This window comes from Shinella fusca (assembly GCF_014203155.1).
GTDB classification, from domain to species: Bacteria; Pseudomonadota; Alphaproteobacteria; order Rhizobiales; family Rhizobiaceae; genus Shinella; species Shinella fusca.
On the sequence record NZ_JACHIK010000004.1, the window covers coordinates 192946 to 206881 of the forward strand.

General features: G+C 67.6%; 12 protein-coding genes. 1 reads left to right on the forward strand and 11 read right to left on the reverse strand.

Annotated features, from left to right (window positions below):
• A complete protein-coding gene (locus tag HNQ66_RS07975; RefSeq protein ID WP_184142726.1) occupies nucleotides 1-1617 on the reverse strand; it encodes a benzoate-CoA ligase family protein in 1617 nt (538 codons plus the stop codon).
• A 301-nt stretch (nucleotides 1618-1918) separates the two neighbouring features.
• On the opposite strand from HNQ66_RS07975, the gene HNQ66_RS07980 reads away from it, so the two are divergent.
• Nucleotides 1919-2752 carry an alpha/beta hydrolase gene (locus tag HNQ66_RS07980; protein WP_184142728.1) on the forward strand — a complete coding sequence of 278 codons (834 nt, stop codon included), beginning with the start codon at nucleotides 1919-1921 and terminating at the stop codon, nucleotides 2750-2752.
• 14 nt (nucleotides 2753-2766) lie between these two features.
• On the opposite strand, the gene HNQ66_RS07985 is transcribed toward HNQ66_RS07980, so the two are convergent.
• The 10 genes from HNQ66_RS07985 to HNQ66_RS08030 all read right to left on the reverse strand — a co-directional run bounded on the left by HNQ66_RS07985 (nucleotide 2767) and on the right by HNQ66_RS08030 (nucleotide 13935).
• Complete coding sequence (locus tag HNQ66_RS07985) at nucleotides 2767-3609, reverse strand: ABC transporter permease (protein WP_184142730.1); 843 nt, start codon at nucleotides 3607-3609, stop codon at nucleotides 2767-2769.
• Nucleotides 3610-3660: 51 nt separating this feature from the next.
• Nucleotides 3661-4539, reverse strand: a complete 879-nt coding sequence (locus HNQ66_RS07990; RefSeq protein WP_184142732.1) for an ABC transporter permease — start codon at nucleotides 4537-4539, stop codon at nucleotides 3661-3663.
• The gene (locus HNQ66_RS07995) at nucleotides 4536-5636 is read right to left on the reverse strand and encodes an ABC transporter ATP-binding protein (protein ID WP_246434234.1); all 1101 of its coding nucleotides are present in this window, start codon (nucleotides 5634-5636) and stop codon (nucleotides 4536-4538) included. The genes HNQ66_RS07990 and HNQ66_RS07995 overlap by 4 nt, the downstream gene beginning before the upstream one ends.
• 77 nt (nucleotides 5637-5713) lie before the next feature.
• On the reverse strand, nucleotides 5714-6889 hold the full coding sequence (locus tag HNQ66_RS08000; protein ID WP_184142737.1) for an extracellular solute-binding protein: 1176 nt from the start codon (nucleotides 6887-6889) through the stop codon (nucleotides 5714-5716).
• 54 nt (nucleotides 6890-6943) lie between these two features.
• Nucleotides 6944-8344, reverse strand: a complete 1401-nt coding sequence (uxaC, locus tag HNQ66_RS08005) for a glucuronate isomerase (RefSeq protein ID WP_184142740.1) — start codon at nucleotides 8342-8344, stop codon at nucleotides 6944-6946.
• A gap of 291 nt (nucleotides 8345-8635) precedes the next feature.
• Nucleotides 8636-10078 carry an APC family permease gene (locus tag HNQ66_RS08010; RefSeq protein WP_184142743.1) on the reverse strand — a complete coding sequence of 481 codons (1443 nt, stop codon included), beginning with the start codon at nucleotides 10076-10078 and terminating at the stop codon, nucleotides 8636-8638.
• 78 nt (nucleotides 10079-10156) lie between these two features.
• Nucleotides 10157-10645, reverse strand: coding sequence for a flavin reductase family protein (locus HNQ66_RS08015; RefSeq protein WP_184142746.1), 489 nt, complete (start codon nucleotides 10643-10645; stop codon nucleotides 10157-10159).
• 22 nt (nucleotides 10646-10667) lie between these two features.
• Nucleotides 10668-12011: a glutamine synthetase family protein gene (locus HNQ66_RS08020; protein ID WP_184142749.1), complete on the reverse strand. Its 1344-nt coding sequence runs from the start codon at nucleotides 12009-12011 to the stop codon at nucleotides 10668-10670.
• A gap of 2 nt (nucleotides 12012-12013) precedes the next feature.
• Nucleotides 12014-12691, reverse strand: coding sequence for a TetR/AcrR family transcriptional regulator (locus HNQ66_RS08025; protein ID WP_184142753.1), 678 nt, complete (start codon nucleotides 12689-12691; stop codon nucleotides 12014-12016).
• Entirely contained in the window at nucleotides 12688-13935 is a 1248-nt protein-coding gene (locus tag HNQ66_RS08030; RefSeq protein WP_184142756.1) for an alpha/beta fold hydrolase, read from the reverse strand. Before HNQ66_RS08030 ends, HNQ66_RS08025 begins: the two co-directional genes overlap by 4 nt.
• Nucleotide 13936 lies beyond the last annotated feature (1 nt).

Sequence of the window (13936 nt, forward strand, 5' to 3'; positions counted from 1 at the left end):
TCAGTTTCCCCGCAGGCGGAACCGCTGGATCTTGCCCGTCGCCGTCTTCGGCAGGGCCTCCAGGAATTTCACCGAGCGCGGATATTTGTAGGGGGCGATCATCGCCTTCACATGGTCCTGCAGGCGCTTGACCGTCAGCTCGTCCGCCGCGATGCCGGCGACAAGCACGACATGGGCCTCGACGACCTGGCCGCGCTCGTTGTCCGGCGCGCCGATAACGGCGCATTCCAGCACATCCGGATGGGCGATCAGGGCCGCTTCTACCTCCGGGCCGGCGATGTTGTAGCCGGAGCTGATGATCATGTCGTCCGAGCGGGCGGCGAAATGGAAGAAGCCGTCCTCGTCCTCGTAGAAGGCGTCGCCCGTCAGGTTCCAGCCGTCGCGGACATAGGCCTTCTGGCGGTCGTCGGCCATGTAGCGGCAGCCGGTCGGCCCGCGCACGGCGAGCTTGCCGATCGTGCCGCGCGGCACCTCGCGCATGTCCTCGTCGACGATGCGCGCCTCGTAGCCGCCGACCGGCTTTCCGGTCGAGGCGGCCTTGCGGTCCGCGAAGCGGTTGGAAATGAAGATGTGCAGCATCTCGGTGGCGCCGATGCCGTCGAGGATCGGCTTGCCGGTCTTCTCGCTCCATTCCTCGAAGACAGGGCCGGGCAGCGTCTCGCCCGCGGAGATCGCGACGCGCAGCGAGGAAAGGTCGGCGCCCGCATCCATCGCCTTCAGCATGGCGCGATAGGCGGTCGGCGCGGTGAACGAGATCGTCGCCTTGTAGGTCTCGATGATCTCCACCATCAGCGCAGGCGTCGCCTGTTCGAGGAGCGTCGCGGCCGCGCCGAAGCGCAGGGGGAAGATCGCAAGGCCGCCGAGGCCGAAGGTGAAGGCGAGCGGCGGAGAGCCGACGAAGATATCCTCCGGCGTCACGCCGAGAACCTCCTTCGCATAGCCGTCGGCAATCGCCATCAGGTCGCGGTGGAAATGCATGGTCGCCTTCGGCACGCCGGTCGTGCCCGAGGTGAAGCCGAGGAGCGCCACGTCGTCCCGCCCCGTCCGCACGGCCTCGAAGGTGACGGACTTGTCGAGCGCGACCCGGTCGAGCTCGGCGTCGTGGTTGGCCGTGCCGTCGAAGCCGACGACCTGCCGGAGATGGCGGCTGTCCTTGGCGCAGGCGATCATCTCGTCCATCAGGCGCGTATCGCAGAGCGCAAGGCCGATCTCCGCCTTGTCGACGATCTTGGCGAGTTCCCCGGCCCGCAGCATCGGCATGGTGTTGACGACGACGGCGCCCGCCTTGGTGGCGGCAAGCCAGCAGGCGACCATGGCCGGGTTGTTCGCCGAGCGGATGAGGATGCGGTTGCCGGGCCTGACGCCGTAATTCTCGACGAGCGCGTGCGCCAGCCGGTTCGTCCAGTCCGAGAGCTCCTTGTAGGTCCGCCGCCGCCCGTTGCCGATCAGCGCGGTACGGTCGCCGAAACCGCGGGCGACCATGGCATCCGTCAGTTCGACGGCCGCGTTGAGGTGGTCGGGATAGTCGAACCCTTCGAGCAGGAAATCCGGCCATTCCTCGGGCGGGGGCAGGTTGTCGCGGGTGAACGTGTCGACATGTGCGGTCGGTCCAAGCATGTGGCGGCTATTCCCCTGTTCGTATCCTGCCTTCCGGAAAGGCCTGTTCAAAGCCGGCTGTTTTTCGGGTGATCGCGCGAGGACGGCCGGCCGGGCATGGCCGGACCGTGTCGTCGCGCGGGAAACGTCATCGATGGTGATGGGCACAGCGAAGACCTCCACTTCCGCGCTGAACATGGGGCAGCATGGCACCTGTCAAAAATCATTTCAAGCCTAAAGTTTCTTCCGCGACGCCATTGCCTTTGGCCGCCGTCCGGGCGATTGCTATGGCGCTGGCCGCATCAAAGGGAGGATTGCAGCGATGCTGGAACACCGCGTTTCGGACTGGGACGACGCCTATGCCAACGGCGTGAACATCGCGCGCGGCGACCGCTGGCCGGCGGCCTGGGCGGGACCTGCCGAGACCTTCCGCAACGCGCTTTCCGCGGCGGAGCGCGCAAGGCTGGACCTTGCCTATGGCGGACGCCCGCGCAACCGCCTCGACCTTTTCCTCCCGGAAGGCAAGCCCAAGGGCCTCGTCGTCTTCGTGCATGGCGGCTTCTGGCTGCAGCTCGACAAGAGCGTCTGGTCGCATCTTGCGGCGGGCAGCGTGGCGCGCGGCTATGCCGTCGCCATGCCGTCCTATACGCTCTGCCCCGAGGTGCGCATCGCCGATATCGGCAAAGAGATCGCGGCGGCCGTCACGGAAGCCGCAGGTCTGGTCGACGGCCCGCTGATGCTGACCGGCCATTCCGCCGGCGGCCATCTCGTCAGCCGCATGGTCACGGCGACGGCGCCGCTGGCGCCCGAGGTCCAACGGCGCATCCGCAACGTCGTTTCCATTTCAGGGCTGCACGACCTGCGCCCGCTGCTTCTCACCGCGATGAACGAGAGGCTTCGCCTCGACGAGGCGGAAGCGCTTGCGGAAAGCCCCGCCCTCCTCCGCCCGATGGCGAATGCCCGCATCACCTGCTGGGCCGGCGCGACGGAGCGCGCGGAATTCCTGCGCCAGAACGCCCTGCTCGCCAATATCTGGACCGGCCTTGGCGCAACCACCGCCGCCATCGTCGAGCCGAACAGGCACCACTTCGACATCCTCGACGGCCTGACGGATGCGAACCACCCGCTGACGCGGACGCTGCTGTCGGAGGCCTGATCGCCCGCTTCGCGTCACGCCGCCTGCTGCTGCTTGGCCCTTGCGACGATCTGCGTCGGGCTGACGAATTGCAGGGCGAGCACCAGCCAGAAGAGCGTCGTGACCATGTAGATCACCGCCATGGCGTCGATCGACTGGCCGGCGCGCACGCCGGAGGCGAAGACGGCATAGTAGAGCGAGACCACCAGCGTCTGGGTCGTCGGCCCGGCGACGAGGAAGGTCAGCTCGAACATGGCGATGGTGCGCACCAGCACGAGGAGCAGCGCGGCCAGCATGCCGGGCAGGAGCAGCGGCAGGAGGATGCGCAGGAAGAGGCTTCCGGTGCCGGCGCCGAAGACGCGGGCCGCCGCCTCGATGCGCGGGTCGATCTGCTCGATGAAGGGAATCATCACGAGGATGACGAAGGGCAGCGACGGCACGACATTGATGAAGACCACGCCCCAGAACGAGCCGCCGAGGCCGACCTGGTAGAGCACGGTCGCAAGCGGGATGCCGTAGGTGAGCGGGGGGATGAGGAGCGGCAGCAGGAAGAGCAGGATGACCGCCCGCTTGCCCGGAAAGTCCCGGCGCGCCAGCGCATAGGCGGTGACGACGCCGACGATGCCGGAGATCAGCACCACCGTGAAGACGATCTGGAAGGTGACGAGCACCACGTTGGAAAGCTGGAACTCGCGCCAGGCATCGAAATACCAGCGGGTCGTCCAGCCGGCGGGCAGCCATGTGCCGAGCCAGCGGGTGGCGAAGGAATTGACCAGCACCGCCGCGATGACGGCAAGGAGGTTGAGAACGAAGAGGCCGGCGAGCGCCCATACGGCAAAGCGCCACAGCTTCGAGCCTATGCCCTGGTCACGGATCATGGCGTGCCCTTTCCGATGAATGGTGTCCGAAGGATCGCAGCGTGCATGGCCTTATCCCTTCGTGCCGCCGGCAGGGCCGCGGTAGAAGAAGGAGCGCAGGCCCAGGACGGCCACGACGATGACCAGCTCGACGACGCCCATGATGATGGCGATGGCCGTGCCCATCGAGTGGTCGTATTGCTCGAAGGCGGCCTGGTAGGCGGCAATCGAGATCACCCGCGTCGCCCCTGCCGGCGCACCGAGCAGGACGGCGGAGGGGAAGACCGCGAAAGCCTGCACGAAGGAAAGGCAGAAGGTGACGGCAAGCCCCGGCACGAGAAGCGGCAGGAAGACGCGCATGAAGCGCTGGCGCGGCTTCGCGCCGAGCGTGGCGGCGGCCTGCTCGATGGCCGGGTCGATGCCGGTTACGTAGGAGAGCGTCAGCAGGAATGCGAACGGAAAGCCCGTGATCAGCAGCGAGGCGAAGACGCCCCAGTAATTGTTGGTGAGCTTCACCGGCGCATCGAGGATGCCGACGAGGATCAGCGTCCGGTTGAACCAGCCCTGCGGGCCGAGGAAGGTCAGGAGCCCGTCCGCGACGAAGACCGTGCCGAGCGTCACCGGCAGGACGAGGATCGTCGTCAGGAGGCGCTGCCGGTTCATCAGCCGCACGCGGAAGGCGATCGGCAGGGCAAGGGCCATGTTGAGGATGGTGACGGGCAGCGCCAGCCAGAGCGTGGCGGCGATGGTGCCGTACTGGAAGCGGTCGCTGAAGAAGCGCGTATAGTTCGAATACCAGACGCCTTCCTTCGGCGTCAGCGAATCGACGATGCCGTAGAGGAAGGGATAGACGAACAGCGCCACCATGACGGCGATGCCCGGCAGCACGAGCAGCGTCGTGCCGTCGATGCCGCGCGCGGCAAGGCGCGTGCCGAGCGACGGCCCGCTCATTGCGCCTCACCCCGGAAGACGAGCGCCCGGCCGGCGGCCGGCTGCAGCTTTGCCGCCGCCCCGCGGGGCAGGTGGCTGTCGGCGCGGAAGAACAATTCCGACCCGTCGCCCGCATGGGCAAGGCCGAAGAAGGCGCGGCCGCGATATTCCATGTTCGACACGACGGCGGGAATGCCCTCCCCTTCGTCGACGGCGACGAGGTCCTCCGGCCGCACGGAGAGAACGGCGGCATCGCCCGGCTTCAGCGCGTCGCGGGCAATCCCGGCAAGGCGCGCGCCGGCGGCCTCGATGAGGACTTCCTCGCCCGATACCGAGACGACGCGGCCGGCAAGGCGCGTGCGGAAGCCCATGAAATCGGCGACCTCGGCATGGGCCGGCCGCTGGTAGAGGTCTTCCGGCGTGCCGATCTGCATGATGCGGCCCTGGCTCATCACGACGATGCGGTCGGCGAGCGACAGGGCCTCGTCCTGGTCGTGGGTGACATAGATGGTCGTCGAGCCGATCTGGTCGTGGATGCCGCGGATTTCGGCGCGCATCTCCAGACGCAGCTTGGCGTCGAGGTTGGAAAGGGGTTCGTCCATCAGCACGACCGGCGGGCGGATGACGACGGCGCGGGCGATGGCCACGCGCTGCTGCTGGCCGCCGGAAAGCTGGCCGGGCAGCTTCTCGGCCTGCGAGCCGAGGCGCACGAGCGCCAGCGCCTCGTCGATGCGGCGGTCCGCCTCCGCGCCCTTGATGCCGCGCATGGCAAGACCGAAGCCGACATTCTTGCGCACCGTCATGTGCGGGAAGAGCGCGTAGCTCTGGAACACCATGCCGAAGCCGCGCTTTTCCGGCTCCAGCGTATCGATGCGCTGGTCGCCGAGGCGGATTTCCCCGCCGGTGAGCGCCAGAAGGCCCGCAAGGCAATTGAGCGCGGTCGACTTGCCGCAGCCGGACGGGCCGAGAAGGGCGATGAATTCCCCGGGCTCGATGGAAAGATCGATCCCGTCGAGCGCATTGTAGGAGCCGAACGAACGGCGCAGGCCATTCAGCTCGAGCCGGGCGCGCTGCCGGGACGAAGGGACTGTCGTTGCGGTCTGGGCCTGCTGGCTCAAGAGCGCCTCCTGTTTGTACGGCACTGTCGACATTGCGGCGCCCGTGACCGGGGCGCCGCGAGAGCACATGTTGGCGTTCAGCCCTTGGCCGAACCGACCTGCTCGTCCCAGATGCGGAAGGCATCGACCATCCGGGCAGGTTCCAGCGGAATCTCCAGCGGATTGTTGGCGATCCAGTCCTCGTATTCCGGGCGGCCGAATTCGGCGATCACGTCCTGGCTTGCCTGCGGCGCCATGTCGAGCGTCACGTCCTTGACGGCCGGGCCCGGATAGAAATAGCCCTCGTCATAGGCGATGGCCTGCTGCTTGGGCTGCAGGATGAAGTTGATGACGTCGAGGAGGACATTCACCTTCTCGTCGGAAACGCCCTTCGGAATGACGGCATAATGCGCATCGGTGACCCAGTGGAAGCCGGCGAGCGTGCCGACCTTCGCCTCCGCCGGAACGATGCCGAGGGCGCGCGGGTTGATGTCCCAGCCGGTCGTCGAGACGATGATGTCGCGCGTGCCTTCGCCGAGCTCCTTCATGGTCTGGCCGGTACCCGTGCCGTAATATTCGACATGCTTGCCGAGTTCCTTCAGGTATTCCCAGGTCTTGCTCCAGCCTTTGACCGGGTCGAGCGGATCGCTGTCGCCGAGGAGGTAGGGAAGGCCCATCAGGAAGGTGCGGCCGGGGCCGGAATTGGCCGGGCGTGCATAGATGAACTTGTTCGGATTGGCCTTCGCCCATTCCAGCAGCTCTTCGGCCGACTTCGGCGGCGTGGCGACGCGGTCGGGCATGTATTCGATCAGCGGGCCGGAAGGATAATAGGTCACGACGACGCCGCGGTCCTTGGCGAGCGCCTGCATCTTGGAGGCCTGCGGGATGTAGATCGAGGCAAGATCGGGAAGCTCGCCCTTGTGGGCGGAAAGGTCGATCCACAGGTCCTGGTCGAGACCGGCGGAGAGCGCGTCGGTGCCGGTCAGCACGAGGTCGATATCGACATGGCCGGCGGCCTGCTGCGCCTGGATCTTGGCGGGAAGCTCGGGGGCCGGCGCCTTGGTGAAGGCGAAGCTCGAGACCCATTCGGGCTTGGCCGCCGCATAGTTCTCGAACATGCCCTGCGTCAGCGCGAGGTTGCCCGCGACGTCGACGATGGTGATCGTGACCGGGCTGGCGGGCGCCGTGAGGGCCGCGAAGCTGCGGGCGGGCAGCAGGCCGAGGCCCGCCATGCCGGCGACGCCGCCGACGAATGTTCTGCGTGTGATCTGCATTTCGTTCTCCTCCATCGTTAAACCGGCCGTCTCCGGGCGCCCGGCGTTTTCATCTCAAAGGCGATAGGCTTTCTTCGCGAGGCCGTAGGCAAGGTCACGCGCAAGATCGTGCGCCTCCGCCTCGTCGAGGCGGTGATCGGCAACGAGCCGGGCGAGGTAGGCGCAGTCCACCCGCCGCGCCATGTCGTGCCGCGCGGGGATCGACAGGTAGGCGCGGGTATCGTCGTTGAAGCCGACCGTGTTGTAGAAGCCGCAGGTCTCCGTCGTCGTCTCGCGGAAGCGGCGCATGCCCTCGGGGCTGTCGAAGAACCACCAGGCGGGGCCGAGCCGCAGCGCCGGATAGTGGCCGGCAAGCGGGGCGAGCTCGCGCGAATAGGTACTCTCGTCGAGCGTGAAGAGGATGAGCGTGAGGGCCGGGTCGTTGCCGACGGCATCGAGCAGCGGCTTCAGCGCGCGCACATAGTCCGTCGCCTTCGGGATGTCGGCGCCCTTGTCCGGCCCGAAGGCCTCAAAGAGCGAGGGGTTGTGGTTGCGGAACGAGCCGGGATGAAGCTGCATGACGAGGCCGTCGTCCTGGCTCATGCGCGCCATCTCCGTCAGCATCTGGCCGCGGAAGGCCTCGGCCTCCGCCGCATCCGCCTTGCCGGATAGCACCTTGTCGAACAGGGCGGCCGCTTCATCCGCCGGCAGGTTGCTCGTTTGCGCGCTGGGATGGCCATGGTCGGAGGCCGTCGCGCCCTGCGCCTTGAAGAAGGCGCGCCGGGCGTGGTGCGCGGCAAGGTAGCCCGCCCACGTCGCCGGCTCGCCCGTCATGGCGAGAAGCCGTTCCACGTTGCCCGCAAAACCGGCCGCTTCCGGGTCCACCACGGCGTCCGGCCGGTAGGTCGGCAGGACGCGGCCGTGCCAGCCCGAGCGGCGCACTGCATCGTGGTGGGCAAGGTCGTCGAGCGCACCGTCCGTCGTGGCGATCGCCTCGATGCCGAAGGTGTCGTAGAGCGCACGCGGACGCAGTGCCGGGGTGGCGATGGCCGCGGCGATCCGGTCGTAGAGCGCATCGGCGTTCTGCGGCGTCAGGCGCTCGTCGATACCGAAGACGAGCTCCAGCGAATGCTCGAACCAGAGCCGCGTCGGCGTGCCGGCGAAGAGGTGGAAATGCTCGGCGAAGAGCCGCCAGATGCGGCGGCCATCGGGGCGGACACCCGTTCCGTCGCGCCGCGCCACGCCGAGGTCTTCCAGCCGCACGCCCTGGGAATAGAGCATCCGCGTGGCGTAGTGATCGGGCGTGATGAAAAGCGCGGCCGGATCGGGGAACGCCGGATCCTCCGCGTACCAGACGGGGTCCGTATGGCCGTGCGGCGAAACGATCGGCAGGCCCGCCACGCCGTCGTAGAGGCGCCGGGCGATTGCCCGGATGCCCGGCTCGGCAGGCAGAAGCCGATCAGGATGCAATGCCATTTCCGCCGTCTCCTCCCGCGGTCAAGTCCTCAGGGAGTTTTGTATACTAGTATGCAAAACCGAGTCAACCGACGGATTCCATATTACGAGCGACATTTCGCGCAGCTCGCGGAGCCCCGGCAGCGCGGGGTTTCGCAAGCACGCGCGCGCCGGAGCGGCGCGGTTGGCATGTCTGGATCAGGTGAAGAGGAGAGATGCGGCGATACGGCGCCGGTGCTGCCATCGCGCACGCCGTCGGCCGGCGGCAAGGCAAAGGGCGGCGGCGCCGGTCGATGGCGCCGCCGCGGTCCGTCAGGTGTTGTTCTGGCCCATCCGGGCGTAGGCGGCCGGGTTGGTCGCCTTGAGCCGGCTCGCCATGGCGAAGCCGACGATGCCCGCGGCGGGGATGAGCGCCGGCAGGATGATGCCGAGCGAACCGCCGGCAGTCTGCGTCAGGTCGCCGAAGTTGATGAAGATGTAGACGAAGAGCGCCGCCATCACGAGGCCGGACACGGCCGGCAGGATCAGCGTCGTCAGCGCCGGATTGCCGCCGCCCTTCTTGCGGAAGAAGACGATGACGGACAGCGAGGTGATCGTCATCATGCCGAGCACGCCGAGCGTGCCGATCTGGCTGATCCAGGTGAACATGTTGAGCACCGGATCGAGGCCGAGGCCGGCGAAGACGGCAAGCACGACGAGCGCCATGACCGTCTGCACGACCGAGCCGATATGCGGGCTCTGGTGGGCGTCGTGCGTGCGGCCGAAGGCGGCCGGCAGCAGGCCTTCGCGGCCGGCCACGTAGCTGTAGCGGGCAATGTAGTTGTGGAAGGCGCTGATCGCGGCAAAGAGACTGGAGACGAGCAGCAGGCCGGCAATCGCCGGCACCGGCCCGCCGACATAGGTGCCGGCCAGATCGAAGAAGAACGAGGTCGGATCCGGCAGGGCGCCGATGGCCGGCACGAGCTTGTCGGCCCCGACGCCCGCGATCATCAGCCACGTCGTGAAGACGAAGAAGAGGCCGATCATCAGCACCGAGAGATAGGTGGCGCGCGGAATGGTCCTTTCCGGATCCCGCGCCTCCTCGGCATAGATCGTCGTCGCCTCGAAACCGATGAAGGAGCCGAGGCAGAAGAGGATCGCCGCGGTGAGCGAGCCGGAGAAGATCGCCGTCGTGTCGAAGAAGTTGAAGGAAAGGCCCTCGGCCCCGCCGCTGCCGAGGATCGCGAAATCGACCAGCAGCACGACGAGGTATTCGAGCACGACCAGCACGATCATCACCTTTGCCGAGAGGTCGACCTGCCGGTAGCCGAGCGTGCCGACGAGGAGGACGGCGACGAGGCTCCACAGATACCAGGGCAGGTTGACGCCGAAGCCGGCGAAGACGCCGCTGGCGATGCCGCCGAGAAGGCCGATCAGGCCGAACTGCATGGCGTTGTAGGCGACGACCGCGATGATCGCGACCGCGCCGGCCATGCGCCCGCCAAGGCCGCGCGCGGCATAGGCGTAGAAGGCGCCGGCATTGGTGACATGGCGCGACATCGCCACGTAGCCGGCCGAAAAGGCCAGCATGATCAGCGTCATCAGGAGGAAGGTGGCCGGAATGCCGGTCCCGTTGCCGATGAGGAAGGAAATCGGCACCGCGCCGGCAACGCCGGTCAAAGGTGCCGCGGCCGAGATCACCATGAAGGTCACGGCGATCAGCCCCAGCGAATTTCTGCGGAGCTGGTTCAGCCCCGCCGTTGTCACGTCTGTCATTGTTCTCTCCAGTTTTGGTTCCCCATTCGCCGGCTCACCGCACCGGCATCCGCAGCCTCGGTTTGTTTTTCTTGCGCGCTACGACAGTTGAACCGCCCGGTGATAGGCCCGGTGGCCGTAGAGCAGAGAGGCCGGGTTTTCCGACAAGCGGACGTTCATGACACGTCCGATGATGATGTGATGCGTTTCCCAGAGCACGGAGGTCGCGACCTGGCACTGGAAGCTCGCCGTCGCGCCGACGAGGGCCGGCTGGCCGAGCTCGCCCGGCGACCAGGGCGCCTGCTCGAAGCGGGCCGCGTGTTCGCCGGCGGCAAGGCGTCCCGCGAAGAGATCGGAGACCTGATGCTGGTCCTCGTGGAGGAGATTGGCGCAGAAGGCGCGGTTCTTCAGGATCGCCGCCGCGACGGGGCTCATGTGGTGGAGGCAGGCGAGCAGCGACGGGTGGTCGCCATCGGCCGAGACCGAGGTCAGCGAACTGATCGTGACGCCGAAACGTCCCGCCTCGCCATCCGTCGTCACCACCGCGACGAAGGTGGCCGCACGGCTCATGCCTTCGAGGAATTGCATGCGAAGTTCCGGTTTCATGGCGCTACCCCAGGTCAAAGAAGCGTTGCAGTTCTACATCGGGCACTTTCTTGCAGAATTCGTCGTGCTGGCTCTGGCGGCTGGCGGCGAAGGCCTCGACGAAACGCTCGCCGAGCCAGTCCTTCGCGAAGGAGGAGGTGCGCAGCCGCGCGATCGCCTCCGGCATGGAGCGGGCGAAATCCGGCCCCGCGCCTGCCTGCACATAGCCGTTGCCGATCACCTCCGGCTCCGGCTCGATGCCTTCCAGAATGCCGGCAACGCCCGCCGCCACGGTCGCGGCGACCGTCAGGTAAGGATTGGTGTCGGCGCCCGGCAGGCGGTTTTCGACGCGCAGCGAGCCCGCGTCGTGGCCGACGACGCGGAAGCAGGTCGTGCGGTTCTCGAAGCCCCAGGTAAGGCCCGGCGGGGCGAAGGTGCCGGGCGCAAAACGCCGGTAGGAATTGACGGTCGGCTGGAAGATCAGCGTCATGTCGCCGATATATCTCTGCAGGCCGCCGATGAAGTGGCGGAAGGCCTGCGACATGCCGTTTCGGCCGGCCGGATCGTGGAAGACCTTTCGCCCCTGCCCGTCCGTCAGGCTGACATGGAGGTGGATCGACTGGCTGTCGGCATCCTCCGTCCAGCGCGGCATGAAGGTGACGCACTTGCCCTGCCGTTGCGCCAGCGCCCGCACGAAATTCTTCAGCAGCACGAGCTGGTCGGCCGGCTCCAGCCCCGTGCCGGCCGCAATGCACGCCTCGAGGAAACCGCCGCCGATCTCCTCGTGCATCTTGGCAAGGTCGATCCTCAACGGCTCGCAGATCCCGGCCAGCGCCTCGTACCATTCCGTCTGCTGCACCTGGTAGAGCACGAGGTCGTGGCTCTTGTGCATGGTCGCGGTCCTGAGATTGCGGTAGCCCTTTTCGCGGGCGCTTTCCGGCGTCTCGTCGAACAGCGTGTATTCCAGCTCCATGCCGTAGCGCGGCGCAAAGCCCGCCTTGCCGGCGCGGGCCAGAACGCGCGTCAGGAGCGAGCGCGGGCAAAGCTCGGCCATCGGCCCGCCATAGTTGGAAAGGACGAGCAGGTCGTGCCCCGGCTTCGACCAGGGCAGGCGTCGCACCGTCGCGGGATCCACCACCAGCGGGTCGTCGTGGAAATCCGACGCGTCGTCGGAGACGCCCGGGATGTTGAGGACGACGTCCGTCGGGTCCAGCGCGAAGGTGACCGGGGACATGCCCATGCCGGCGCGGGCGATGCCGGCGAGCGACCGCACGGACACCATCTGCCCGCGAAGAAGGCCGTTCGTATCGGTCATGGCGACGGTGGCGAAACGGCTTGCAGGATCGGCGAGGTAGGCGTCGAGGGTCATGGTCACTCCGTTTCGGTGGCCGGCGGCGGCGTCAGGGATGAGAGAACGGCAAGGTCCCTGTCCGGCGCCGTGGAATAGGCGCGCAGGAAGACGCGAAGGCCGTTGCGGATGTAGCGCTCGATGGTCGCCCGGTCGGGCACGGCATCGGGAATGTGCAGCGCCTTGTTGCGCGGCGCCGAGAGGATGAGGCCCCAGAGGTCTTCCGCCGCAAGCTCGGCATCGTCGAAGACGAGCCGGCCCGCCGCGCGCTGGCGTTCCAGATAGGCGATCATGCCGGCGAGCACCCGGTCGGGGCCGGACGCCTGGTAGGCGCGGCCGACATCCGGCAGCCGCTGCGCCTCGCCGATGATCAGCCGGGCGAGGTTCAGCATGTCTGGACGGAGCACGACATCGGCATAGTGCCAGGAGAAGGCATAGAGTTCGGCGACCATGCCCGAGGCGGTGGGATACTCGAAGGATTCGAGCATGTGGTCCCGCTCCTCGGTCATCATGGCGGTGAAGAGCTCGTCCTTCGAGGGGAAATACTGGTAGAGCGTCGGCTTGGAGAGCCCCGCTTCCGCCGCGATGTCGTCCATCGAGGCGCTGACGAAGCCCTTCTGCGAGAAGACGGTGAGCGCGGCATCGAGAATGCGGCGCTCGCGCAGGATGCGGTTCTGCTGGCGCTTGGGAAGAGCGGTCATCGCACGACCTCCGACAGGAACGCGCAGAGGACCCTGTTATAGGCCTCGGGCCGCTCGACATTGCAGACATGGCCCGCATCCTCGATCACCTCGAAGCGGACGAAGGCGCGCGGCGCGGCCGCGACGATGCGGCCCGCAACCCCGCGGATCTCATCGGGGGACGCGAGCCGGTCGTGCCGCCCCGTCATCATCAGCACCGGCATGGCGAGCCGGGAGAAGTCGAAGCGTTCCGGCGGATGGGTGAAGCAATGGAGCGCATCGCGGTAGGTCGCGGCCGGAATGGCCGCCATGGAGGCGAACAGCGCCTGCCGGACCGCCTCGTCCGCATCCGGCCCTGCCAGCACGTCGACGACCGCCGGCGCGAAATCGGCCGGCGTCCTGCCGGCGTTCAGCGGCACTTCGCGGGCGGCCTGGAATGCCTCGCGCTCGGCGATGCCGGCCTCCGACATGCCCGTGCAGCCGCCGGAAAGGACGAGGCCCGCCAGCCTCTCCGGATGGCGCATGGCGAAGGACGTGGCGATCCACGACCCGTAGGAAAGGCCGCAGAGCACGAGCCGCGCCGCGCCCAGCGCATCGGCGACCCGGAGGATGTCGCCGCAATAATCCTCGACCGTGCTCTGTGCCGCGCCGCGCCCGCTTTCGCCATAGCCGCGCAGGTCGAGCGCGGCGGCCCGCGCCGCCGGCGCCACAGCGCGAAGCTGCGCCAGCCAGTTCGTCCGCCCGCCGCCGATGCCGTGCAGGAAAAGCACGAGCGGCCCCGGCCTTTGCGGCGTGACGGTCAGCGCCAGCGGCGGCTCGCCGTCGAGGAAGACGGTTTCGAGGTCTCCGGAAAGCTCGCCGAGCGCGGCGATCCCCATCTCGAAGATCGCCTTCGTGCCGGCGGCAATCGCCGGGGCGCGCTCGGCGGAGGCGGAAAACCGTGCCGACCATTCGATCCGGCTGCCACCGCCCTCGTCGGGAAAAACCGCAAGCCGGGCGTCGTAACGCTCCACCCCGGCAATGCCTTCGAGATGCGTATAGGCGAGCACCCGGTCGGTATCGGAGCGGTAGGTGAGCTGTTCGCGGTAGAGCGTGTCCTCGCCCTTTGCCGTGAAGGCGCGGATCAGGGCGCCGCGCGCGTCGCGCTCGGCCCGGATCTCCGCAATCGCCGGGTGCCAGGCGCCGCAGAAATTCCCGGCAACGGCCCACACCGCGGCAGGTTCCGCCGCGCAATGCCCGATGACCTGAACCTGCTCCTCGGCCATG